The organism is Enterobacter sp. KBR-315C3_2022, from assembly GCF_041399425.1.
In the GTDB taxonomy this organism is placed as follows: domain Bacteria; phylum Pseudomonadota; class Gammaproteobacteria; order Enterobacterales; family Enterobacteriaceae; genus Enterobacter.
The window spans coordinates 1-21,113 of record NZ_JBGKEB010000027.1 but is presented as its reverse complement, the minus strand read 5'-3'; the positions used below and the strand labels follow the sequence as shown (position 1 = coordinate 21,113).

Here is a 21,113-nt window from a genome sequence, read left to right as displayed (position 1 = left end):
CCTGTCCATAACATTTTCATCGCATCGACTCCTGCATTCCTGCCTGTATCTGGTCCTTCATGGCACCCACCGAGTCCCCGAGATTGAGGTTGCGCAGCGCTTCTTTGGTGATGGTTATACCGTTACCGGTCGCTTTTTCCTGAGAAGATACAGCGGGCTTCTTCTCCTTCTTCACGTCGGCATACTGCAGCTGGAAACCTTCCTGGAAGACGACTGAGACCTGCACACCAGCGCCTACCGGAATAACCGGGTGGTACTGCTCGGCGCGTTTGATGAAGTAATCTGAGAGGGTTTTGCCTGCCTGTGACGTACCACCGCCGAAACCGGCGCGGGCAACATCGCCACCGCTGACGGTATTCGCCGCCCCCAGACCAACGCTGGTTGAGCCGACGTTCGATATGGCGCTGCCCATTGCATCGATGGCACCACCGGCAAAGGCGTAGCCAACAATCTTGCCGTTGCGGATGACCGGCTCAGCACGGATGCCGTTCTTACCCATAAAGGAGACGTGTCCTTTGAAGGGCTGGTCGATAACGTGGCCATGAACACGGCAGGACAAACGGTCGGTACGCAGCAGCGCGCGTTCACTGGAGATATCACCGTAAGCAGCTGCGGTTACAAAGCAGCCCCGAAGGTCATATTCCCCGTCGTTCGGTAAAATCACCTTCCCGGTCAGACGAAACTGCATGGGTGACGAGGCGCTTTCACCCGTGACGGAGGCGTTAGCATCCGCCCCCTCAATGACCGTCGCGCCGACAAAACTTCCCGACGGAATATACGGCAGCGCCGGTGCATCATCCTTTTTTTCGCCGTAATCGATACTCATGGTGGACAGCCCCTGATTCAGCTGTGGGGCGATATTCACCGTCGTCTGATTGCCGGGAACGCCCGGGTAAAAGGCGGTTGGCGGTGGGACCGCGCCTGAACCGCCACCGACAGGCAGGGTGCCGGCTGGCGTGCCCGGACCAGGCGACGCATGACCGCTGCCGCTATCGCCTGCCTGGTTCATGGCATCAATCTGCGTCTGCAGCAGTTTGATATCATCATCCTGTGACTGAATTTTTTCCCGGTAGGCCTTGTTTTCACTGGCAAGTTTATTGAGCTGATTCTCGAAGCTGGCCAGCTTTTTATCGGCTTGATTCGCGGTATGCTGCAGGTCCGCCACCGCCGTATCGCTGACTTTTTTACCGAAGGTACTGGAGGTCACCGCGCCGGTCATATCCGGTACTGGTTTTTTTGCCTGGCTCTTACCGGGGGACACCTTTGAGGGTGCACCGATATACCAGGCGACACCGCCGATAGCGCTTAATCCCAGCGCCACGGCGATCAGCACCGCCATCTGCTTGCGACGGGTCAGCACGTTAATGTTAGCCATTAGCCTGCCCCTCCCCGTCGTTACTGACCGTGACCCACACCTGCGTATCGGTACCGGGCATCAGCGTGGTACTGAACGGAAACACCATCACTGCCCTTACGCCTGGTGCCTGAAACAGTCGTTCAGGTATAGCCAGCACACTGGCACCACGATTACGCACCGTCAGTCGATAGAGCCGAAGCCCACCACCGCTCCACATTTGTTGAGGCGTCACCGACAACCAGCCCGGCAGGGAAAATGTGGGTACCGCCACGACAGGTGCTTCGGTAAACCCTTTCGGTACGCCGCCGCTCAGTACTGCCTGCTGAACAGAGATCAGGGTGCGCACATACGGCTGAGACTGCTCCCAGCGCCGCGCATCATCATGCTGTACCGGACGGCTTGAGATAAACTGCAGCACCCGGCCATCCCGTTTCTGCGGGACACCAATAACGGAAACGGTCAGTCCCCCCTCCGTGCGAACATAGAAGGTGAATGGGGTAGTCTGGGCGGTCATCAACTGCACGCCACCGTTGGCCTGCCCCAGCGCCTTATTGTCATTCAGAAACATCCCCTGCGCACTGTCCACGGCGATAATCTTATCGCCAGGCACAACCAGCAGATTCGGGTTGGTATTGCTGATCGCTACCCGGACCTGGCTCTCCGGCGAAACGAGGATTTTTACTGGTAACATCGCCACCGGCTCTGCCAGCACAGTGCCGCTCAGACAGAGCAGACTGACCAGCAATGCCAGACGGTGACTGCCATGCCTGTTATTTTTTCTTTTCATCCACCTGCTCCCTGAAATCCTGAATGGTGGTAATGCCCCGGTGATAGCGCAGTGCCATCCGTATAGTTTTGTCTTCCGGCAGCTGCTTACGATTGCCTATCCACTGCTGTACTGTTCCGTGAATATCGACGATCCCCGAAGCCGGGTAGGTGTCGAAACCGGACAGGTAAAAGGCGGTGGTGACGTTATTGTCGATAACGCGCTGTGCTTCGCTGGCCAGAACTTCCTGCATGGCAGGGCGCTCTTCGTTATCAAAGAAGCGCAGCAGCGCTTTGTGATTGGCTTTCACCGATTCCGGCGACACGTTGTAGCGCAGGAAGACCAGCGATTCGGCAGTTTGCTCCAGATAGTTCGCATCCATCCGGTTGCGCGTCAGTGTGAACGGGGTATCAAACCCCATCGGGATATAGGTCTCTTCACGGCTGTTAATCAGCGTATCGAGTCGCAACCAGGCAACCAGGTTGCCGGCAAGACTCAGACCAAAGAACACCAGAAGCAGCAGAAAGATGAATGATGTGTAGCGGGCCGACAGGCGCTTTGCCTTCAGGTCCATGGTAATACCTCCTGGTCATCAACGCAGCCACAGCCGGAATGACGAATCGGGAATGACTTTGTACATGCCTTTGAAGAGTGAAGACGGGAGGTACCAGTAACAGGCATTAAGCAGCCAGTCGGTTCCTCTCCCCTTTTTGAAATACTTCAGACAGAACCAGAGCAGAACGGCAATGACCAGACCGGTAACGTACTTACCGGTATAAAAGCCCCATCCCATCGGTGCGAACAGGGCTATTGTCTCATCCATCGGTAGTCCAATGGGCCGTGTCTGCTCTGTCAGTGTCTGAGGAAACATGAAGCGCGAAGCGCGTTCCTCATCCATTGACCAGTCTCCGTGCCGATCAGCCCCCGGAGCGGGCAGAAATGATGGAGAAGATGATTTTGGTAATCACGATAAACACCGGGATAAGCAGGAAGGTCGCCGGGTTATGTGATTTGAGGTACAGCAGGAAGACCAGCACCACTTCCGCGATCATGAAGTAGTACATCATGGTGGAGTCTTCACCAAAGGTATCCGTCGCATCCTGTTTGCCGGCCGCCGTCAGGTCTTCGGCATGCGCCATACCGCGCGCCGCCAGAAATAATGCCAGCGGCATTGCCACATACTTAAACAGCGTCTTCGCGGTACGGTTATTCATCAGCGACGGCACAGCTTTCGCCGCAGAGACCATGCGTGATAACAACCCGTATTTGTTTTTTGGGCGGGAAGGCACAGCCCCGCTTTCAATCACTGAAATATCAGCCATCGTTACTTTCCTTTTAAAAAAATAGACGTTATTTTGGGCAGAAATACCCCCGCTGCACCCGCAATGAAGATGCAGCGGGGAAACATCTAATTAATATAATCAGGCTTCAGACATGCTACCGCCCCAGGGCATCACTCCTGTCGTGGTCTTAATTAAGACCGAACCGTTTTTGGGCAAAAAGAATCCCTCCGGGAACCCGAAAATAAAAAGCACAAAATAAATTCAAAGAAAAACCAGTCACCTCAATTGAGGAGACAAAAGAAAATCATATGGATATTGATGTATTGATGACGGCCTCCCTGGCTGTAACTGGAACTATGAAGTGTATTTACGACTGCTATAAAACTGATTTACTGATTGATATTAAAAACTCACCACCGAATAAGGACCATCAGATACTTCACTCAGTGAAACGCTTACCAGTTGAAGCGATATCTGGAAAATGTAGAAGATGATCTTCTAGGCGTAACATCGCCTCCTTACGTTTTGTTCTGCCTGCTCGCCCTGCAGCCTTAGTTAAAAGCTCATTGGCTTTCTTACTAAGCTGTACATTTATGAAAACAGACAAGTACTCCTTTTCATTACTTACTTCCATCATAAATCTTCCGTTACCTATTCATATCGTGTCTATTTACTGAAATCTTCTTACTCACGTCCCAGACCTATACACAACAATAGGTATTATCTACCTAAAATAACCTGTGTAAAGGTAACTTTAGTCACCCTGCCTCAACCAGAACAGAGTAAGGATAGAGGTAATTTTGAGTTCACAATATCGGTATAAAAGGGGCAAAGGAAGACCCAAAAAGCGAGTCGGAAGAAGTTGGAAAGTAACAGAACGAGACCAGAACTAGCCCTAGGAATTCGGAACGTGACGTTCGTCACATAATAATATTAAAATCAGCAAAAAGGGTACTGACGCGAGTCGTTATTACCGACTTTTCATCAGTACCCTTGTGGTATCAAGTAATTTTCAACGGGCCATTGCATCTTGACAATTTATCAGGGTGATACGTGATGGTGTCAGCTTCACACGTAAACAATAGCCTTCGAAGCTCGCATTTAAAACCCATTGCGTCCCCCATTTTCGCAAGATTTATGCTTCTTCCCTTGAAGATTTCACGATCAAGCTCCTCAAAAGTAATTTTTCGGCCAGGATTTGAATAAAGGTACTCGAACAATGTACGATTAAGCGAACAGTTCCTGAACGTTGTCACTATAAAACGCCCATCAAGGAGAACCTGACGGTTCTCCTTGTCATAAGTAATAGAAGGTCTACATTTACTTTCATCCTCTTCTGCCCCTTCATGATAGAGTAGCGCCATTAGCAGTGCGTAAAGAAGAACCTCTATTAATGTCATAAGAATAAACACATCTGTTAACTCAGCTTGATAACTTCCTCAACTAGTTTATCTATACCAGCATAAGCTTCCGATACAGACTGGGCTAACATGTATGCAGGAGTAGATACCACCTTACAGGTTTGATCTATAACAACCTCATCTACATTTGCAGTTTTATGTACCCCTCCCATTTCATGTACCAGCGAAATGGTATCAGCGTCATTACCTATGGTTAAAATCACGCCAGAACCATATACCGAAGGCAAGAGTACAGGGGCAATACACATGTACCCTGCTGGTTTATTTCTGTCTTTAAACTCTTTCAGGATTGTAAGCAATTCAGAGTTTATTTCTAGATTAGCCCCCTTGAAAGCAAAATTGGACAGGTTTTTTGCCACACCAAAGCCCCCAGGAACGATAACCGCGTCAAACTTATCTGGATTACACTCCATAAGATTGCTTATGTTTCCTCTTACAATCCTTGCTGATTCAACAAGCACATTTCTGTATTCAGAAATATCTTTTCCTTTAAGGTGATCAATTACATGATATTGTTCAATATTCGGAGCGAAACATTGATAACTAACGTTTCTGAGTTCAAGTGAAAGGATTGTCAGAACAACCTCATTGATTTCAGAACCATCGTACACACCACATCCAGACAGGATTATCGCTACTTTTCTGTTAGCCATCAGGCAGAACCTCCCTTTATTTTATTTAACGTCTCTAGCAATTTCCGGTTCGTTATATTTTGATACTCCTCCATAATATCCGTGATATTACGGACTTTATCATCAACATTCAGCCCCGGGTCGAAAACTATTTCATACACATCCTTAAGGAAACTGTCAAAATCGAAATTATTTTGATACCAGTCCCCCAAACTTTTAACTGGTGTCTTTAAAGTGTTAAATTCTCGTATATAAGCAGATGAACGATGCATTAGCATATTTTTAATTCTTATCTCAATACGCTCTCGCTTGCTCAAATCATCATTAAGTAGTATAGAACGAAGCTCTTGTAACTTTCCTCTGGAATGATACCAAACCATCGCTCTGACATAATTGATTGTCATGTTTGAGGACAAATTATCGACCGTTCTTGAAACAATTGGCTTGCGAAGTACTGCATCATATTGATACCAACCTGCAACTCCTACTATCCCAAACACTGCTAATGCTAACACCTTAATTATTTTCACTATAACATCCTTAATATAGTGTCCTAAAACAAAGTTGCTTAATAAACCCCAGCATCTAAAGCGTTATCACAAGATAAAAATGCAGGCAAGAATGAAAATAAAAAAACAAACGAATTGTGATAAAGATCACGACAAATCATAGTAAAGCATTTAACTGAGAAGAATACTGGCCCGGAGAATTTTATAAGAAAATTCCTGCAAAAGGAAATGTGGGATATTCGTCGACAATAAGTAAAACGTCGATTCAATAACAAATCGACGTTTTATAATTAACTAAGTTTATTCAAAATAGCCAGATTTAGCTTAATATTAACAATAGTACGAATAGCCTGAACTGATTCTAAACTGAGTTTGATCTTACTTGAATTAAGCCTTTTTTTAATCATTGGCTTTGTTGTATGAAGAGAAACAGACATTTCATCCAGAGAGGCGCCGCATGCATAGAAAAAGATAACGTTAAATTCAGCATCCGAAAGTGAAGGAAAACCTTCCCTGATTGCAGAAAATCCAGTAGGATCGAGTGTAGCCATGACCATACTCCTGTAAAGTTGGCTTGTGGTTAGCTCATGCAGAGGGGGGCAACCCTCTGTGTGAGCGCTAATTTAAATTTTCTGCGACATTTAGCTCATGTCACATAAAGAATATACCATAAACCCTCTGAAAAACCAGGATAATTTTTCTCAAAAATTGACCTGCGTTTAACACATTTATATTATCTAAAAACCCTCCATGAAATCCCCACAACGACAAACCAATAGGACTATTAAATTAAAAGCGCCAGTAACTATTTTTCCCGACAGAGTTGTAACTCAGCACGGAAAAATCTTAATAAAACCTATTCTTTCCCCAAAACTGATTCAATCCTTGAATCCGTCTGGTTTTTCAGCCAGTCAACCAGTTTGTCATAGTTATTTCTGCTCTCATTTTTTATATCCTGCAGATCGAACATCAACTTCAGTAGTTGCTGAGAGACCAGTCTTGATTTGACACATTCGCTAAATAATTCCTGTCGATAAATGTCTTCCGGGGAATCGCCTTCAGCTTCTTTCTTTTTTTTCATACGCTTTACACGTAAACCGATCTCCAGCAGTTCTGCTGCCACACTGGATTTATTCACCTCGGAAAGGGTGGCACCATTTGCATGGCCTTCATCCACCAGATCATTGATCCCGTCTATTGTCTTCTGGCTGGCATAAATATGAATTCTGGGCACCGTTCATTTTCTCCGTATGTTCACTACACAGTCAAATCAGACCACGCTTGTGGTCGTGTACAAAACACACACAGACCACAATAAGACCATTATACGACCACAACCAGCCCATTCAAGAGTTTAAATCAAATAAAATCAGATCATTAAACAATGACCACATACAGCTCCTCAAAAGACCACAACCAGCCCACAAATACAATTTTCCTTTTAAAATCATAGAGTGACCACTAATAGACCATGAATCAGCACATCTTTAGCCCACACTAAGCCCACATTAGTGGGCTCCATTTAAGCGGCAGAGCCTAAAATGCAAAAACATTTAATCGATAAGTCACTGTAATAAAAGGACAATCCTGCGAAATGGAATTTTGCGTAGGGTGTGAGAACGAAACTACCGGAGAAGCGTATTAGCACAGGCATCAATAGAGTAATTCTCGGCCATATTTGGCTTGCCTGAGAGCAGGTAATAATGTGATCATCAGAGCATCTAAAACACATCACAGGGAAATAATAGTGAGGAATCTACTTCTGGCAGCATTACTACTGATAGCCGCTCAGAATGCTAATGCAGATTGTTTTGATATGGCTGGCAGAGATTATCATATAGATCCAGATCTGCTTCGGGCAATCTCCTGGAATGAATCGAACTTCCGCACAGACATTAAAGGCTACAATCCTGTTTCGGGCTTTGGCTCCGGACTTATGCAGGTGGACTCCCAGCACTTTAACGAACTGGCTCGTTATGGAATAAAACCGGAGCACCTTATTTCCGACCCATGTATGAATATCTACACCGGGGCTTACTATCTTGCAATTGCATTCAAAAAGTGGGGAGTCAGCTGGCAGGCCGTGGGGGCGTATAATGCAGGTTTCCGGAAAACAGAAGAACAGGCGCAGAGAAGATATGTCTATGCCAGAAAAATCGAGGCAACATATCGGGCGATAAAGAAAAATAAAAATGCAAAGCAGTTTCTCCCGAAACAATAAAAAAGACCTCAACAGGAGGTCTTTTTTATTCATCCAGTATTTATGTCGTCAATCAATAGCCCGATAAATTAAATCTACTTCAGGGTGTTTTATGATACTGATGTAGTCTTTCAGTGCATCCTGACGAGCGACGAGGTGTTTACAGACTTTCGAGTATTCAGGCCCCATATCTGCGACCTGCCATGACAACCAGTTCATGATCATCAGCGTGGCAATAATTCCGGCAGCATCAGCACTGACCTCTTCTTCAAAGTAATTACCAGGAATAACCATGTTATAGCGCTGTTCTCCTTCCGGTGCGATATATCCTGTTTGCCCGGTTGTGAATCTGACACAGTTCGGAGCCACGTTTCCGCCAGTGCCCTGCGGAATAATCCAGTAATTCCAGAAACCGCCATCATAATCTGAATGCTGACGTAACCAGCTGGCAATCATATTATCAGCAGAAGGAGTAAAAAAGAGCGCAGGAATAAAATCAAGACGTTCATCGCCATCTGTAACAGAGTAGCGCTGGCGTTCATCGATTTTAAATTGTTCGTCTGATTCACGAGTGGTGGTTTTGACGTTTAATGTGTGCATTCTGGTTTTCTCCTCATTGGGTTATTACATCGTTCGACTTCATCACTGAGCGGCGAAGGGCAATGAGCAGCTGACAGAAAGGAAATAAAGGGGCGCGCAGCGTTTATATACCCCTTTATTTCCTTTCTGGCTGATGCTAAAAGCAGCCCTCCGCGAACTGATGAAATCGGGCGATAGTCACACCAGGAGAATGCACACATCCCGTAACGGAAAATCGGCGTAAGACGAATTACCGTTACGGGCTTCAGAGTGGAGGTAATTTATTACCGCCACGGTGAAAGCGGCGCATCCATTCTGGATGCAGCAAGCGTGAATTTGAATTTGCGTCAGGATGGACGCCCGAAGGGCGGAGACGGTTTACCGGCTCCGTTCACGACAGCCGTGTCCCTTCAGGGACGACGCCCGGAAAAAAAAGGATAATATCCATATCAGCGACAGAATAATAAAGACCATCGCCAGCAGGAGAATGAAGAATAGTAATCAGCTAACCAAAAGACAGGAACTTCAGACAACCTCGCGCCGGAATAATGCAGGCAGCGCGTCAGCGCAGTCTGCTTTATTCTGCGCCGCAGGCGCGCGGCCTTTGATGCCACAAAAGGCAGGGTTAACCCCTGCCCTGCATACCGTTACGCGGCCTGCGTGAGTCCCTGCAAAAATTTTCGCATGGCAGCTATACGGCGCTGATCGTCCAGGCGCTTCTCAAAGTTGTTGATGTAGTACACGGGCGTATAACGTACCCTGCTAAGCTGCATCGTGAGCGTATTGCCCGTGACCACCTCGGCGGGGATACCCAGCAGGGAAAGCTGAATAAACGCCATATCCGCTGCGATCGGGTCGATATCGATGCAGCTCCCGAACATCTGCTCAGACGGGTTATAGCCCGCTTCGAGCAGATATTCCGCATACGCCACAATCATCCCCGCCGCGCCGCTTGCCGGATCGCTGACGGTCACGAATCCTTCGCGGCGTATCGTTTCGTCGACGTCCGGCATCAGCAGCTTCGCCATCAGTGACTGGACGTTATAGGGCGTGAAATACTGCCCGTTCCGGTCGTCGCCCAGCTCAAGCTCCATGAAGATCGCGCCGAGAAAGTCATGGAATTTCGCCTCCAGCGCGCAGACCATCAGGCCGAAAAGCGCGTGCAGGTTGCTGATATCGCTCTCAGAGTACTTCGCGCAGATTTCACGGCTGCGCTCTATGTTCTCCGGCGTTCTGATCCGCGCCATATCAAGCTCGCTGGCCGCCAGGGTGATAAAGTCGCTGAATACCTCCCAGCGGCGCAGATTGCGCGCAGTGTCCATAAACACGGCGACAAACTGGCGGCGGGCGTCCTCGATGGTCATCATCCGGTGCGGCATCGTCTGCGCGTTCACGGCGGGCAGTGCGCGCTTCACGGGCATGACGGGTGCGGCCTCTTTCGCCTGGTCAAAGAAGCTGGCAAAACTGAGTTGAGACATCGTTCCTCCTTAAATGCCGCCCCCTGCGGGGCGGCTCCTTCGTCAGTTAAATGCCCGCTTTAGCTCGAGCGTGCGTAACACCTGCCCCCACTCGCTCCCGCGCATGGCAGGAATACGAACGGCGCGCCCCTTTTTGCGGCACTTTGCGATATGCCTGCCCAGCGCCCGCATTTCGGGACTGAGTGCCTCCGGTGCGATTACGCCGCGCTTGATCCGCACCTGCTTTCTGACGGGCTGATTTTCTGCCGCGCAGATCTGGACATACAGGGCGGTCGGTGTAACAATCGAAACTTCACTGAATTGCATAGCAAATTCCTTTTAGTGAATGCCGGATTCATCGTTCCTAGGCGAATCAATCCGGCGGGATATGGCAGACGAAAGTCTGCCTTTTTCATTTCTGGCCTGTGGTTTTCGGGCTGAACACCTCCTTAACTTTGAGCACAATGTCGGCGTGGTTCGTGTTGCTGTAGTCCTGCATACGGAAATAGCGCAGACCGCAGCGCACATAGATTTCCGTGACGTTCCCGCAAATCATCTCCTGAAGCATGAAGGTTTCCGTGTCCTGCGCCGTGTTGCACTGCCAGTTCATCGGGTACATGCGCCCCGCCGCCTCGTGAAACGCGGTCACGTCGATTTCAACGGGCGCGGTAACGTATGACCTTTCGCGGCTCAGCCAGTACGCGCGCTCGGCCTCGCTGGTCGCGTGAATGCCCGCTTCGGCGCTGGATTCAGTCAGGTGTAAATGCATGGTTATGTCTCCTTCTGGTTAGTGGCGCTTATGTTTCGCCGTGGTGGTTATTGGTCGAACGTGATGCCGGAAAAGTGCGCCATCAGGTGCAGCATGTCGGCAATGTCGTCGACCTTCTGCTGAATGGCTGGCGTGGCTTTGATGATGCGCGTCACGGCGGTTCTGAGTTCGCCCATGTAGCGCACGGCAGACTCGCCCAGCGCCGTTTTATCGGCGTTGCACTGATACTTGAACAGGGCTTTGCTGACGCTGTTTTGCAGGGTCTGAAGTTCGCCCAGCGCGCTTTTCTCCCATGCATCGAAGCAGAATGTGTCGTTTAGGTTGCCTTTGCTCATGATGTCTCTCCGTCGTCGCTGGCGGCATTTTCTGCCGCCACGGTTGAAATTAAAGGATGGTTACTGCGTGAGCATGGCGCGTTCAAAGGCCATGCAGTCCTTCAGGCTCTTGTTCGCATACGCCCATGCCGCCTTACCTGTTTCACCGTATAACCGCACGGCCTGAGCCTTAGCCTGTAGCCACGGCTGGGCGATGTGGAATGAGAGAAGCGGCTTGTCGGTGTGCCAGTCGGTCACGCCCTCGTTCCATACGTTTTTGCTCATGGCGCACAGGATGTTGCAGACCTCTTCCGCCTCGTCGTTCTCTGAAAGCTGGAGATTCCAGATCTGGCAAAGCTCCAGCAGGTAAGCTCGTTGTTCTGCGATAACACAGGCCAGACGCGCTTTCAGGTCTGTACCCCATCTTTCGGAAGATTCTTTGGTGGCGGTTTTGACGTTGACGTTCTGTGTGTTCATTCTGCTTTTCCTCTTATCTGGTGGTTAATCCATCTCTCGGTGAGTTCCCTGGCGGCAAAGGGCAAAGGAGCGACGGCGGGGCGGCAGGAGAAGGGCGGAGACAAAAGTTTTTGCGGTCCTTCGCAAAAAGTTTTGGCGGAGTTCATTTCACCCTTCGGATGACGACACGGCGGTGCTACGACAAGCCCTCTGCCGGGGGACTTAACGGGAGAGGGCTCACCAGAGGTATGTGGAGAGGATGAACACACCCGACACGGCGGAACGACGGGGCGTCAGAGGACTGTCGGCATTTTTATTGCCGACAGGGTGAAGCGGCGCGTCCGTTTACGGACGCAGCAAGCGCAGGGGTTGACGTTGCGTCAGGATGGACGCCCGGAGGGCAGAGACAGCTTGCTGGCTCTGTTCACGACAGCCGTGTCCCGTCAGGAACGACGCCCGTGTTCTGCCGTTTCAGTGATACCAGCCAGTTCATTAGCCAGGCCAGCATCACCAGCATTCTTGCAGTGGTGGCGCGGCATTATTCCTTTTAAGCACCCTGCCGACCGTATGTCTGGCAGGGTATGATATCAGACTCAACGAGGCGACTTTCCCCGAAAATAGTCAGGCCGAGCCGTCAGTTCCCGCCCAATGAGTTCATCAGCAAACAGGGGAGCGATCCTGTTAACACGACGCTCCAGATTCCGTCGACGGGTTGCCGCCTTTCGCTCGTCGCTCCAGCGCCTGATCGGCCGTTCATACAGAAAATCAACGCAGACAGCATATCCGGCTCCAGCCACCCACAGTGACATCACGGACTCAGGGGCGGGCTTCCCTGCCTCCACCACTTCTGACGCCAGTTCAGCTTGACCAGGACAGGGACCGGGACGCTTCCAGCGCAGCGAGTAACGCCATTTCATGCCTGGTCCCGTGCTGTCAGCTTGTTCGGGACAATCCAGCGCTCCAGCTGCCTGACAGATTCCGGGCTTTCCCGCGCCAGCGCCCCCGTTTCAACCATCACCGTCCAGAAAGGCTTACTCTCCATCATCCAGCGTTCCATCGGCTCCAGCGACGGAAAACGCTCGCTCCAGCGCCAGAACATCTCCTCCAGGTCGTACTGGCGCAGGTCAGTCCCCGACCAGCGCGCGCTCCAGCTCCCGACCGTTTCCGGCGTGTGGAAGGCCAGCTCGATTTCCGCCTGCCCCGCCAGCGCCTGGTAAGCCCGTTCACGCTGACACCGTTCTTTGTGCCGCTGGCGGGTGTATTTTTCATCCCGCAGGGCGTCCTGACAGCGAACCCGCTCGGTCTGCTGAAAGGCCACCTCCGGAAAGAGGCGCTGTCCGGCACCGACAGGAAGTGGAAGCCAGCAACGCGTCCCGCGACTTTCAATCATGGCATCGATGGCACTGAGCCAGCTGTCCCTGCCGCCCCGCAGCTCCTGCGCGGTCAGCACCGGCGCGAACAGGCGTATCTCCCTGAGCGTGATGCGCGTGCTGCCCGTGAGCTGCCGGAAAAAAGCGCTGGCATACGGATACGGAGCCGACACCGCGCCGCGTGAGCGCCTGCTTTCAGCCTCCGCAATGGCCTCCATCGCGGCGCGCCGCTCAGGGCTGAAGGGCACCAGGGAGAGATGTAAAGGGATCATGCCGCGCCCTCCGATGCCAGAATGCTGATGATGCTGGCCTGAGAGTAGCCGTCCGCATCGAGACGCGCCGTCAGGCTGAGGGTGTGGCTGACAAGCTCCGGCTGGTAGCCCTTCAGGGTGCGCACTACGGAGAACGGGCGACCGCTGGCAGGCACGAACACCATCATCCATACGGGACTGATGGCACCGGGACTGCATACCGCTACGTGGAAGTTGCCGTGCGGGGGCGTAAAGCGCACCTGCACGGGGAAGAAGCCACCGAACTCGCTGCGGTACTCGCCGTTCATGTCCCAGCTATCAGGGCAGGACAGGTCACGCATGACGGCGTGGGTCAGTTCGCGGCGGTAGTCTTCGCAGCTGTCCCGCCAGTCCTCGAACTCATCGTGGGACATTGTTTTCAGAACGTCGGGGGTCAGAACAGTTTGCATGGGTATCTCCTTATTGCCGCCCCGCAGGGCGGCTCTCCGTTATCAGGCGGCGTGTGCCGTGTTGGTGGTGTCGGTATCTGAAGCCGCGTCGTCAGCACCGGATTCAACCGCTGGCTCTGGTCCTTTCAGCCATGCCGGAACCCAGCGGGTGTGCTGCGTAAAGTGCTCTGCATGCGCTGCCGCATCGCCCTTCTTCATCTTCTCCGCGTCACCCGCCGCGCCCGTCAGCCCCGCCTCTTTCAGGGAGGTGACAATCTGAGGGTGCTTCAGGCCGGAGAAATAATTGTCCTTCGTCGGCTGCCACCAGTCGCGCAGGTGGAACCCGATTGCCGCCTCAACCGTATCGAGAGGACTGCGTGAGGTGTGCCCCATATCGCGGGTCTGCACCCCGTCGACCGAACACGCCGTACAGAATGCCATGAGCGACATCAGCACCGCGCCGTCGAGTGCAAAAAAGGTAGTGAAGTCCTTCTCCCAGCCTTCCGGAAGCAGGGCTATCAGGCGCGCTTTTTCGGTCATGAGCATCTCAAACGCTGCGCCGCTCTTACCTGACGGGGCATTCTCCGTGAGGCTGCCGTGAGACACGGTCAGGCTGATGCGGAACGGATGCGTCGTGGTCAGACATCCCGAGAAGACGCAGGTACACAGGCGCCAGACCATCAGCGCCACCGCTTTTTCAGGCTGCTGCATCAGCGCGGCCTGTACCGCTAAAGTTCGCTCAGAGGACATTTTCGTGAGCAGCGGGACGCTGATCCCCTCTGCGGCATCCGTCTGGCGTGAGGTGAACGGCACCGTGGCATCGCTGCTGCTTGCTTCCGTTTCTTCCGGCTCGTCGGCCTTCAGGCGAATGCCGCGCTGCACGTACACCTGCCCTTCGTACAGGCTGACCATCACGCCAGCCCCTGACTTCATTTCATCGGTCCACGCGCTGATTTCTCCAGCCTGTTCAATGGCGTTAATTTCGGCTTCCAGCGCGTCCGTCTCGTCACTGCGGGAATCGTAGCCGTTCCACTGCTCGTGCAGTTCGTCAAGACGCTGCTGCTGTTCGGGGGTGTAAACCGCATCGGGTTCGTCGGGCTGAACGAACTCTTTCCCGTCTTCGCCGTGGTACCAGATGCGGGCTGCGCGTCCGCGGCTCCACGTCCAGCCCTCGCGCTGCTGAATGTCCTGCGCGATACGCTCGAGCTTCTCCTGCACCAGACGCTCAACCAGCACGCTGTCAGCCGTACCGTCGCCGTCCTCCTGACTGAAGAGGTCTTCACGCAGATACCCACCTGCTGCCTCGTAGGCGTCACGTCCGATGAACCGGAACTTAACGTTATCGGTGCGCATCTCGGTGTCGGTAATGGCGCGCTTAATCAGGTGCGCGGGTGCGTTCGACCAGCTGGCTTTCACGCTTTCTAATACCTCAACCTGACGGGTGTGGTCATCCTCGAGACAGAGCGCCTGACACTGCTCAACGGTCAGTTCGTCCTGCGCGAGCTTTTCCATGAGTGAGGGGGATAGATTAGCCAGCTTCAGCATGCGCTGGACGTGGCGGGAGCCGAAGCCGAGCGCGTCGCCGATCTGCGCGGGGGTTTTGCCCTGCTCTGCCAGCGTGCGGAAACCGGAGATTTGCTCGGCGGGGTGCATGGCGGCGCGCTGCTCGTTTTCGGCCACGGAGGCAAGGGCGGCAATGTCGTCAGAAACGCGCTTAACCATCACTGTGTGATCGGCAGTAAGACGACCTTCTTCTGCCAGCAACTGCAGGGCGGTCAGACGGCGGCCACCTGCGGCGACGCCGGATTTGCCGTCTCCGAGGGTGTGAACGATCAGGTTCTGGAGCAGCCCGAGCGCCTCAATGGAGTCGGCCAGTCCGCGAACGCTGTCCACGGAATACGGGATGATGCGCACGTTCAGCGGGGATTTGACGAGTTCGGACAGCGGAACATGTTCAACCGCAGCGGCCTCAAGGGCGGCCTTCAGGGTAACTTCCTGCGCCTTCGTGATTTTTTTTGTGCTCGCTTTTTTGGGTGCTTTTGTTTTAACATCGGTTACTGACATAGTTGATACCTCACTGATTGATGATTGTCCGGCCCTGCGGAGTTTCCCCTCCGGCAGGGCACCTTCTTACTGCCTACAGCGCCTTGCGGATACCGTAGTCGCGGATATAACGGTTGAGCCAGAACGTGCCGCCCGGCTCGAAGTTCCACGTGCGCCAGACCATCTCCCCGTCCTTACGCACGACCAGACGAAAATGCGTTCCCCAATCGTCCTCGATGGCCACGTTGGCGTACTGCGCCGCAACGGCCTCAGCCTGTTCTCGGGTAAAGGTGTCATCGGGTAAGACCGCCACCGCCTCGCTCATTGAAAACCTCCTTCTGAACCTTTTTTGCCCTTAAAACCCGTCACCCGTTGAGTTTCGGGAGCCGCGGTTTTGACGTTTTGCGGGAGCCTGCTGAACCATCCCGGGGATAAAACACCTCACCCGTTTGAGAACCTTCGCCGCAGGTGCGTGAACGCCACCGGCCGAGGCAGATGTCCGGGGTGAGCGGGAAATTTATTCCGGTCTAATGGAGCAAAGCGTAATGGCCGGGGGAAATTTATTGCGAAAGGCAGGGCCGTCCCTGGACAGCCAGGAGGACTGTGGGGTTATCAGCACCCGGAGGAGGAACTCAGACGGGAGAGAGCACATCCTGAGGATGAGCAGGGGCACGCCGCAATGACGGGAAGCCGCGCGCGGCGAAACGGCGTTGCGCCTTACATGGCATCGATGCCGTTGGTGTTAATCGATGACATGCCGGAAGCGCAGGAAACGGCGCGACTGAGCGGCGCAGCCGGAACGGCTGCTGCAAGCGGGGGATGTTGCGTCATGGGATGGAAACCCGCTGGCCTGAAGAGACCGCAGGGCGCGTAAGGCCCGGGCAGAGACGGCGCAGCAGGCTCTGTGCGAAGCATGACAGCCCGCCCGGACGCCCATGCTAAAAAAACTGGGCAAGCCCGGCGAACACTCTAAATAAACGCGTATAACAAAAATATTATGGGTATACATGCGACCACGGGTATTACGTGAATAACTTACTTTATAACCCTTTTAGTTGTAAGCTTAAAATCAGGCGAAAGAATCTGATTTTTCTTGTCTGCTTCTGATGGCTCACTTCGGCTTACCGTTTGCTTCAGCCATCTCGATATACTTCGGATCGTTTGCGTTCGGCAGCTGCATGCTGAGCTGGCGATAATGACGCACCCTCTCCATAAAATATTCTCTGAGATGCTCCGGCTGCTCTCTGGCCACGACTTCAGGCACAACCGGCATATTCATACGCTCTTTGAACGCGACAGCAGAAGCCAACAGGTCCACAGCGACTTTGTCCTGTTCATCTTTCGATTTGGCTGCAATGTTGAACTGAGACACTGAAAACTCCACAGGAGAGGAAATGAGCGACCAGTGTACGCCTGTCCAGTGCAGGGGAAAAGGACGGGCAGCGGCGCGAAGCGCGGCGCATGTCCTTGCCCCGCAGGCGCGAGCCTGCAGGGTTTTGCGCGCGGGCTGACAGGCGGCATCACCGCCTGCCGGAGCATCACTCCCCCTTTCCGCCCTGCAGGATGAAGTGCCCGCCGATATACACCGCACACTGACAGGTCATGTAGTAGCAGATTTCATCAACCACCTGCGCGGTGGTCAGCTCCCGCTGGCCGGAATCACGGCGGCGGGCATTAATGAGCGCTTTGTACTGGCGCAGGATGTCGCGGGTCTGTTGGTCGAGTTTCATGTAAATCTCCCTGCGGGCAGGGTTCCCCCTGCCCGTCCTAATCAGTTGCTGAAGACATAACCGTCATGGAACACATAGCCGCTGCTGAACAGGTCACGCGCCCAGGCTTCAAAATCGAAATAGCTGCGCAACGGCTCCGGCACCTCATTTAACAGGTCGTTGTCCTCAACCATCTCCCGCGCATAGTCCTCCTCGCTTTCCGCCTCGCCGCGGTACGCATCATCAAACGCGTCATAGTCACACTCGCCGGTATACTCCGCCCAGGCAATAAAAGCGGCTTCCCTGCTCTCTTCTTCGGCGCGTTTGTAAGCGGCGATAAAATCCCAGTCAATGGAGCTTTCAGAGACGAACTGCGACGGGATACCTTCACAATCCTGGAACATAAACTCGGCATCCCATTCATCGGCGTGCAGTGCCTGACAGGCCTCGTAAAAATCCTCCCTGCCGTCAAACTCCGTCAGATCAAACCATTTGCCGAAAATGCTGCCGCAGTTGTATTTATGGTAGGTACCCACGTAAACAGCAGGCGTGGCGGTCATAGTGCGCATAAAAAAATCCTCTATAGTCGATGTCGTCTGAGTTCCGGCTTACGCCGTGCCGACACGACAGCCCGACGAAAAGCGAAGAATGCAGGGGCGACACCGGAGGCCGCAGCGCAGAAAAAAAGCGGAGACGGTCTGTACGGTTATCGAGCGAATACTGAGCGAGAGAACGACGGGAAGAACGGCGACTGACATCAGAAAATGACTGCGACCGGGCGAGGATGTCGGCGCAGCGGACCCTTGCAGTCGCAGCGGTCGGGCCAGAGTAGAGGCACGGCGTTTGCCGCAGGCCGCACGAACGTGACTCACTGCGCGGCCGTAACACCGTGGAGGTCGCGCCGGTACAGCGGAGCGCGCGACATCCGTTTTGCATATCCGGACATGCGGGGCACGTGCCCCGCATCAGCGTCAGATGGCAGGCCGCAGCGAGGAGAGCGCCCCCAGAAGCACCTGCACCTCCTCTCTGGCATCGCGCACCGCCACGCGCAGCCAGCTTCGGTCAAACCACCTGCGCACGGGCAGTCCGTCCTTACGCCATGCGTACCGGACGGTGTTCTGCGCGAGCATCAGCCCGTGCGCCTCAATCTGGATCAGTATGGTGCGGTAGGTAATATTGCCGTCGAGAATAGCGAGCAGCAGCCTGTCGACAGCCTCGTTATCCCACGTATCGGCGTCTTCCTCCGGTTCATCCTCAACGATACGGAGCGTGAAATTTCGGGTTTTCCGGCAGACAAGAAGAGGCTCTTCAGACGGTGAAAACGCCTCGAGCACGCGATAGCCCGCCGCCGCCACGCAGCCGCAGACGTGATTGATTTCAGCCCGCAGCGCCTTCATGAGCATCACGGCGTGGCGCTCGCTCAGTCCGTCAGGTGAATCGTTGTAGTCCAGCGAAATTGTGCCGCTGTGCGCATACTGGCGGCTCAGCCTGTTTGGGTACAGGCGAACGCTCAGGCGACTGCCCGCAACTTCATCGACGAGTTCGCGCATGTTCCTGTCGTCCATCAGGCCGCGCAGGGCAATTTCCGGCAGGAGATGAACCAGCTGCGCCGCCGTCAGGGAGCCGTAGAACGCCACGCCGTCGCCCTGCGAGTAGCTGAGGCGGGTCTGAATATCCATCTCTGCTGGCCAGCCGCGCGCGATGAGGGTGTTTCGGGTGTGACGGTGAATGAAACGGTATGCGGTATTCATGACGATCTCCTTTCTCAAATGCGGCACCCTTTGCGCCGTGCCGATACGACAGCCGTGCGGCAGCGGCAGAAACAAGGGCGTCACCGAAGCCGCAGCGCAGTAAAAAAGCAGGAGCAGGCTGGACGGTTTGACGGCGAAAAAATGAGCCGGAAAACGACGGAAAGACGGCGGATATGGCCTTTAAAAAACTGCGACCGGGTGAGAGTGACGGCGCCAGCTTCCCTTGTCTCTGACGCAGCACGGCTAAAGTGGAGGCACGGCGTACCTGCCCGCCGCGTAACGGCGCGGCCTGATAAGCGGAGCCGGCGACATCCTTTGCTTTGCAGGACCGGCAGAGCAGAGCCAGGATTGCTCCCGGCCCTGTGGCCTGCATCAGATCCGTTCCATCAGCACTCTGACATCGTGCAGCGCCTGTTTAAGGCATTCAGGCGTCGGGCGACCGGCCTCCCATGCCTGCCCGATAAGATTTTCCAGATCGCCCTCCTGGCGCCGCAGTACGCGCCTGAGCAGCACCGCGGGAACGCTGACTTCAAGAGCAACGGCCTCGCGGTGTCGTTCCAGAAGGTCGCAGATGCCTGAATTTGTCACCCCTTCCCGGCGATAAACGGCCATATCCGTATTGCCGGTCGCTTCCATCAGGCCCTGAATTTCGGCAGGCTCCGGCTTTAACTCCAGTTCTCTACAGGCGACACAGAACGCCTCTTCGGTCCAGACAAGGAGGACCAGCGGCTCATCGGCGGTGAACATAGTTTCGAGCCTGTTACAAAGTTCTTCGCGTGTTCCGTACATACTAAATCTCCAGATTCATCGTCTGACGGGCGTTTGCGCCCGCCCGTTTCAGTCTTTAAAGCTGGCGTCCAGCTCCAGCGCCTGCCGGTATGCTTCGAGGTAAAGCGCGTTGATGCGGCAAATTGTCTGGCGGGCCAGGCGCTCCGCCAGGTTCTCCGCGTCGTAGCGATAGCGGGATTCCAGCGCGTTGAGCGTTGCGCGCAGGTCGCACATGCTGTTTGCCAGGGCGGCAACGTCGGCCCGCAGCGCTTCGTTTCCGGCGTAGTTGGTCATGCGGCCTCCGGAAGCCAGTCACCGTTGGCGGCAGGCAGACACATCGAGCGCTTAACGGCGGCCAGCCGCTGAACGCCCGCGCGGTGATACTGTTCGAGCAGCTCAATACCGATGTACCGCCGCCCTGCCTGTAGTGCGGCCACGCAGGCAGAGCCGCTGCCAGCAAAGGGGTCGAGCACAATGCCACCAGGTCTGGTAAAGGACTCGATAAGCGGCTGAAGGCTCGATACCGGCTTCTCCGTCGGGTGATGTTTGTTGCCGGTGTACTTCCAGTCCAGCACGTCGCGCAACGGGGTTTCCGGCAGCGGCGGGCGGCCTTTTGCCAGTATGTAGGCGCATTCGTGGCTGTATCCGACGTAGGCGGACTTTGATGTGTACGTCTTGGCAAAGACAATATGACCAACCACGCTGAACCCGGCATTTTTCCACGCAGCTATAAAGCGATCGGCTCGATTCCAGCCGTAGAAGCTCACCATCAGCGCGTCTTTTTTAAGCACGCGGTACATCTCATTGCAGGCTGGCTGTAACCACTCGTCGGTTTTGTCTCCCGCGATAGTGCGCCCGGAACGGTCGCGAAAACCAACCAGGTATGGCGGGTCTGTCAGAATGAAATCGACGGCCTTATCAGGGAATCCGGCCATAATGTCAACGCAATTACCCAGGACGAATCGGGACATGATGTTTCTCCTTTGCTGAATGCGGCACCCTTTGCGCCGTGCCGATACGACAGCCGGGCGATAAGCGGAGAATGCAGGG

Annotated in this window: 29 protein-coding genes; 1 reads left to right on the top strand and 28 read right to left on the bottom strand. The window is 53.7% G+C overall.

The window, feature by feature from the left end:
• Positions 1-16: 16 nt before the first annotated feature.
• The 10 genes from AB8804_RS20390 to AB8804_RS20345 form a co-directional block, all read right to left on the bottom strand.
• Entirely contained in the window at positions 17-1,375 is a 1,359-nt protein-coding gene (locus tag AB8804_RS20390; protein WP_058655884.1) for a TrbI/VirB10 family protein, read from the bottom strand.
• Positions 1,368-2,144 carry a type-F conjugative transfer system secretin TraK gene (gene traK / locus AB8804_RS20385; protein ID WP_371189754.1) on the bottom strand — a complete coding sequence of 259 codons (777 nt, stop codon included), beginning with the start codon at positions 2,142-2,144 and terminating at the stop codon, positions 1,368-1,370. The genes AB8804_RS20390 and traK overlap by 8 nt, the downstream gene beginning before the upstream one ends.
• Positions 2,128-2,697: a type IV conjugative transfer system protein TraE gene (traE, locus tag AB8804_RS20380; RefSeq protein ID WP_371189753.1), complete on the bottom strand. Its 570-nt coding sequence runs from the start codon at positions 2,695-2,697 to the stop codon at positions 2,128-2,130. The genes traK and traE overlap by 17 nt, the downstream gene beginning before the upstream one ends.
• Before the next feature lie 18 nt (positions 2,698-2,715).
• Positions 2,716-3,021 (bottom strand): type IV conjugative transfer system protein TraL, encoded by a 306-nt coding sequence (gene traL / locus AB8804_RS20375; protein WP_017694217.1) that lies wholly within the window; start codon positions 3,019-3,021, stop codon positions 2,716-2,718.
• A gap of 19 nt (positions 3,022-3,040) precedes the next feature.
• Positions 3,041-3,445 carry a type IV conjugative transfer system pilin TraA gene (locus AB8804_RS20370; RefSeq protein WP_371189752.1) on the bottom strand — a complete coding sequence of 135 codons (405 nt, stop codon included), beginning with the start codon at positions 3,443-3,445 and terminating at the stop codon, positions 3,041-3,043.
• A gap of 400 nt (positions 3,446-3,845) precedes the next feature.
• The gene (locus tag AB8804_RS20365) at positions 3,846-4,043 is read right to left on the bottom strand and encodes a TraY domain-containing protein (protein WP_371189751.1); all 198 of its coding nucleotides are present in this window, start codon (positions 4,041-4,043) and stop codon (positions 3,846-3,848) included.
• A gap of 780 nt (positions 4,044-4,823) precedes the next feature.
• Positions 4,824-5,480 (bottom strand): isoprenoid biosynthesis glyoxalase ElbB, encoded by a 657-nt coding sequence (gene elbB, locus AB8804_RS20360; protein ID WP_371189750.1) that lies wholly within the window; start codon positions 5,478-5,480, stop codon positions 4,824-4,826.
• Positions 5,480-5,989, bottom strand: coding sequence for a hypothetical protein (locus AB8804_RS20355; protein WP_371189749.1), 510 nt, complete (start codon positions 5,987-5,989; stop codon positions 5,480-5,482). Before AB8804_RS20355 ends, elbB begins: the two co-directional genes overlap by 1 nt.
• A 269-nt stretch (positions 5,990-6,258) precedes the next feature.
• Positions 6,259-6,519, bottom strand: a complete 261-nt coding sequence (locus tag AB8804_RS20350) for a hypothetical protein (RefSeq protein ID WP_371189748.1) — start codon at positions 6,517-6,519, stop codon at positions 6,259-6,261.
• Positions 6,520-6,824: 305 nt separating this feature from the next.
• Positions 6,825-7,202 carry a conjugal transfer protein TraM gene (locus tag AB8804_RS20345; protein ID WP_371189747.1) on the bottom strand — a complete coding sequence of 126 codons (378 nt, stop codon included), beginning with the start codon at positions 7,200-7,202 and terminating at the stop codon, positions 6,825-6,827.
• Between the two features lie 510 nt (positions 7,203-7,712).
• On the opposite strand from AB8804_RS20345, the gene AB8804_RS20340 reads away from it, so the two are divergent.
• Positions 7,713-8,189 carry a transglycosylase SLT domain-containing protein gene (locus tag AB8804_RS20340; protein ID WP_371189782.1) on the top strand — a complete coding sequence of 159 codons (477 nt, stop codon included), beginning with the start codon at positions 7,713-7,715 and terminating at the stop codon, positions 8,187-8,189.
• Between the two features lie 48 nt (positions 8,190-8,237).
• Here AB8804_RS20340 and AB8804_RS20335 read toward each other — a convergent pair whose 3' ends face one another.
• From AB8804_RS20335 to AB8804_RS20250, 18 genes are all read right to left on the bottom strand, one after another.
• Positions 8,238-8,768 (bottom strand): antirestriction protein, encoded by a 531-nt coding sequence (locus AB8804_RS20335; RefSeq protein WP_371189746.1) that lies wholly within the window; start codon positions 8,766-8,768, stop codon positions 8,238-8,240.
• A 626-nt stretch (positions 8,769-9,394) separates the two neighbouring features.
• Positions 9,395-10,225, bottom strand: coding sequence for an N-6 DNA methylase (locus AB8804_RS20330; RefSeq protein ID WP_371189745.1), 831 nt, complete (start codon positions 10,223-10,225; stop codon positions 9,395-9,397).
• A 42-nt stretch (positions 10,226-10,267) separates the two neighbouring features.
• Positions 10,268-10,531 (bottom strand): hypothetical protein, encoded by a 264-nt coding sequence (locus AB8804_RS20325; RefSeq protein WP_371189744.1) that lies wholly within the window; start codon positions 10,529-10,531, stop codon positions 10,268-10,270.
• Positions 10,532-10,616: 85 nt separating this feature from the next.
• Positions 10,617-10,973 (bottom strand): hypothetical protein, encoded by a 357-nt coding sequence (locus AB8804_RS20320; protein ID WP_371189743.1) that lies wholly within the window; start codon positions 10,971-10,973, stop codon positions 10,617-10,619.
• A 47-nt stretch (positions 10,974-11,020) separates the two neighbouring features.
• Positions 11,021-11,308: a hypothetical protein gene (locus AB8804_RS20315; protein ID WP_371189742.1), complete on the bottom strand. Its 288-nt coding sequence runs from the start codon at positions 11,306-11,308 to the stop codon at positions 11,021-11,023.
• A gap of 60 nt (positions 11,309-11,368) precedes the next feature.
• On the bottom strand, positions 11,369-11,764 hold the full coding sequence (locus AB8804_RS20310) for an ammonia monooxygenase (protein WP_371189741.1): 396 nt from the start codon (positions 11,762-11,764) through the stop codon (positions 11,369-11,371).
• Positions 11,765-12,336: 572 nt separating this feature from the next.
• Entirely contained in the window at positions 12,337-12,660 is a 324-nt protein-coding gene (locus AB8804_RS20305; protein WP_371189740.1) for a theronine dehydrogenase, read from the bottom strand.
• Positions 12,657-13,385, bottom strand: coding sequence for a plasmid SOS inhibition protein A (locus tag AB8804_RS20300; RefSeq protein WP_371189739.1), 729 nt, complete (start codon positions 13,383-13,385; stop codon positions 12,657-12,659). Before AB8804_RS20300 ends, AB8804_RS20305 begins: the two co-directional genes overlap by 4 nt.
• Positions 13,382-13,813, bottom strand: coding sequence for a conjugation system SOS inhibitor PsiB (psiB, locus tag AB8804_RS20295; RefSeq protein WP_371189738.1), 432 nt, complete (start codon positions 13,811-13,813; stop codon positions 13,382-13,384). Before psiB ends, AB8804_RS20300 begins: the two co-directional genes overlap by 4 nt.
• Positions 13,814-13,855: 42 nt before the next feature.
• Entirely contained in the window at positions 13,856-15,856 is a 2,001-nt protein-coding gene (locus AB8804_RS20290; protein WP_371189737.1) for a ParB/RepB/Spo0J family partition protein, read from the bottom strand.
• Positions 15,857-15,929: 73 nt separating this feature from the next.
• Positions 15,930-16,160, bottom strand: a complete 231-nt coding sequence (locus tag AB8804_RS20285; protein WP_371189736.1) for a DUF905 domain-containing protein — start codon at positions 16,158-16,160, stop codon at positions 15,930-15,932.
• 786 nt (positions 16,161-16,946) lie between these two features.
• The gene (locus AB8804_RS20280; protein ID WP_371189735.1) at positions 16,947-17,207 is read right to left on the bottom strand and encodes a DNA polymerase III subunit theta; all 261 of its coding nucleotides are present in this window, start codon (positions 17,205-17,207) and stop codon (positions 16,947-16,949) included.
• Between the two features lie 166 nt (positions 17,208-17,373).
• Positions 17,374-17,565: a hypothetical protein gene (locus AB8804_RS20275; RefSeq protein WP_371189734.1), complete on the bottom strand. Its 192-nt coding sequence runs from the start codon at positions 17,563-17,565 to the stop codon at positions 17,374-17,376.
• A 41-nt stretch (positions 17,566-17,606) separates the two neighbouring features.
• Positions 17,607-18,113 carry an antirestriction protein ArdA gene (locus AB8804_RS20270; RefSeq protein WP_371189733.1) on the bottom strand — a complete coding sequence of 169 codons (507 nt, stop codon included), beginning with the start codon at positions 18,111-18,113 and terminating at the stop codon, positions 17,607-17,609.
• A gap of 402 nt (positions 18,114-18,515) precedes the next feature.
• The gene (locus tag AB8804_RS20265; RefSeq protein WP_371189732.1) at positions 18,516-19,295 is read right to left on the bottom strand and encodes a hypothetical protein; all 780 of its coding nucleotides are present in this window, start codon (positions 19,293-19,295) and stop codon (positions 18,516-18,518) included.
• 372 nt (positions 19,296-19,667) lie between these two features.
• Positions 19,668-20,084: a DUF1380 family protein gene (locus AB8804_RS20260; protein WP_371189731.1), complete on the bottom strand. Its 417-nt coding sequence runs from the start codon at positions 20,082-20,084 to the stop codon at positions 19,668-19,670.
• A 48-nt stretch (positions 20,085-20,132) separates the two neighbouring features.
• A complete protein-coding gene (locus AB8804_RS20255; RefSeq protein WP_371189730.1) occupies positions 20,133-20,357 on the bottom strand; it encodes a hypothetical protein in 225 nt (74 codons plus the stop codon).
• Positions 20,354-21,034: a DNA methylase gene (locus tag AB8804_RS20250; RefSeq protein WP_371189729.1), complete on the bottom strand. Its 681-nt coding sequence runs from the start codon at positions 21,032-21,034 to the stop codon at positions 20,354-20,356. The genes AB8804_RS20255 and AB8804_RS20250 overlap by 4 nt, the downstream gene beginning before the upstream one ends.
• Positions 21,035-21,113: the final 79 nt, after the last annotated feature.

Bases quoted from the DNA above. Each gene is read 5' to 3' on its own strand.
- AB8804_RS20390 (WP_058655884.1), bottom strand. From the start codon at position 1,375: ATGGCTAACATTAACGTGCTGACCCGTCGCAAGCAGATGGCGGTGCTG.
- traK (WP_371189754.1), bottom strand. From the start codon at position 2,144: ATGAAAAGAAAAAATAACAGGCATGGCAGTCACCGTCTGGCATTGCTG.
- traE (WP_371189753.1), bottom strand. From the start codon at position 2,697: ATGGACCTGAAGGCAAAGCGCCTGTCGGCCCGCTACACATCATTCATC.
- traL (WP_017694217.1), bottom strand. From the start codon at position 3,021: ATGGATGAGGAACGCGCTTCGCGCTTCATGTTTCCTCAGACACTGACA.
- AB8804_RS20370 (WP_371189752.1), bottom strand. From the start codon at position 3,445: ATGGCTGATATTTCAGTGATTGAAAGCGGGGCTGTGCCTTCCCGCCCA.
- AB8804_RS20365 (WP_371189751.1), bottom strand. From the start codon at position 4,043: ATGATGGAAGTAAGTAATGAAAAGGAGTACTTGTCTGTTTTCATAAAT.
- elbB (WP_371189750.1), bottom strand. From the start codon at position 5,480: ATGGCTAACAGAAAAGTAGCGATAATCCTGTCTGGATGTGGTGTGTAC.
- AB8804_RS20350 (WP_371189748.1), bottom strand. From the start codon at position 6,519: ATGGCTACACTCGATCCTACTGGATTTTCTGCAATCAGGGAAGGTTTT.
- AB8804_RS20335 (WP_371189746.1), bottom strand. From the start codon at position 8,768: ATGCACACATTAAACGTCAAAACCACCACTCGTGAATCAGACGAACAA.
- AB8804_RS20330 (WP_371189745.1), bottom strand. From the start codon at position 10,225: ATGTCTCAACTCAGTTTTGCCAGCTTCTTTGACCAGGCGAAAGAGGCC.
- AB8804_RS20325 (WP_371189744.1), bottom strand. From the start codon at position 10,531: ATGCAATTCAGTGAAGTTTCGATTGTTACACCGACCGCCCTGTATGTC.
- AB8804_RS20320 (WP_371189743.1), bottom strand. From the start codon at position 10,973: ATGCATTTACACCTGACTGAATCCAGCGCCGAAGCGGGCATTCACGCG.
- AB8804_RS20315 (WP_371189742.1), bottom strand. From the start codon at position 11,308: ATGAGCAAAGGCAACCTAAACGACACATTCTGCTTCGATGCATGGGAG.
- AB8804_RS20310 (WP_371189741.1), bottom strand. From the start codon at position 11,764: ATGAACACACAGAACGTCAACGTCAAAACCGCCACCAAAGAATCTTCC.
- AB8804_RS20305 (WP_371189740.1), bottom strand. From the start codon at position 12,660: ATGAAATGGCGTTACTCGCTGCGCTGGAAGCGTCCCGGTCCCTGTCCT.
- AB8804_RS20300 (WP_371189739.1), bottom strand. From the start codon at position 13,385: ATGATCCCTTTACATCTCTCCCTGGTGCCCTTCAGCCCTGAGCGGCGC.
- psiB (WP_371189738.1), bottom strand. From the start codon at position 13,813: ATGCAAACTGTTCTGACCCCCGACGTTCTGAAAACAATGTCCCACGAT.
- AB8804_RS20290 (WP_371189737.1), bottom strand. From the start codon at position 15,856: ATGTCAGTAACCGATGTTAAAACAAAAGCACCCAAAAAAGCGAGCACA.
- AB8804_RS20285 (WP_371189736.1), bottom strand. From the start codon at position 16,160: ATGAGCGAGGCGGTGGCGGTCTTACCCGATGACACCTTTACCCGAGAA.
- AB8804_RS20275 (WP_371189734.1), bottom strand. From the start codon at position 17,565: ATGAAACTCGACCAACAGACCCGCGACATCCTGCGCCAGTACAAAGCG.
- AB8804_RS20270 (WP_371189733.1), bottom strand. From the start codon at position 18,113: ATGCGCACTATGACCGCCACGCCTGCTGTTTACGTGGGTACCTACCAT.
- AB8804_RS20265 (WP_371189732.1), bottom strand. From the start codon at position 19,295: ATGAATACCGCATACCGTTTCATTCACCGTCACACCCGAAACACCCTC.
- AB8804_RS20260 (WP_371189731.1), bottom strand. From the start codon at position 20,084: ATGTACGGAACACGCGAAGAACTTTGTAACAGGCTCGAAACTATGTTC.
- AB8804_RS20255 (WP_371189730.1), bottom strand. From the start codon at position 20,357: ATGACCAACTACGCCGGAAACGAAGCGCTGCGGGCCGACGTTGCCGCC.
- AB8804_RS20250 (WP_371189729.1), bottom strand. From the start codon at position 21,034: ATGTCCCGATTCGTCCTGGGTAATTGCGTTGACATTATGGCCGGATTC.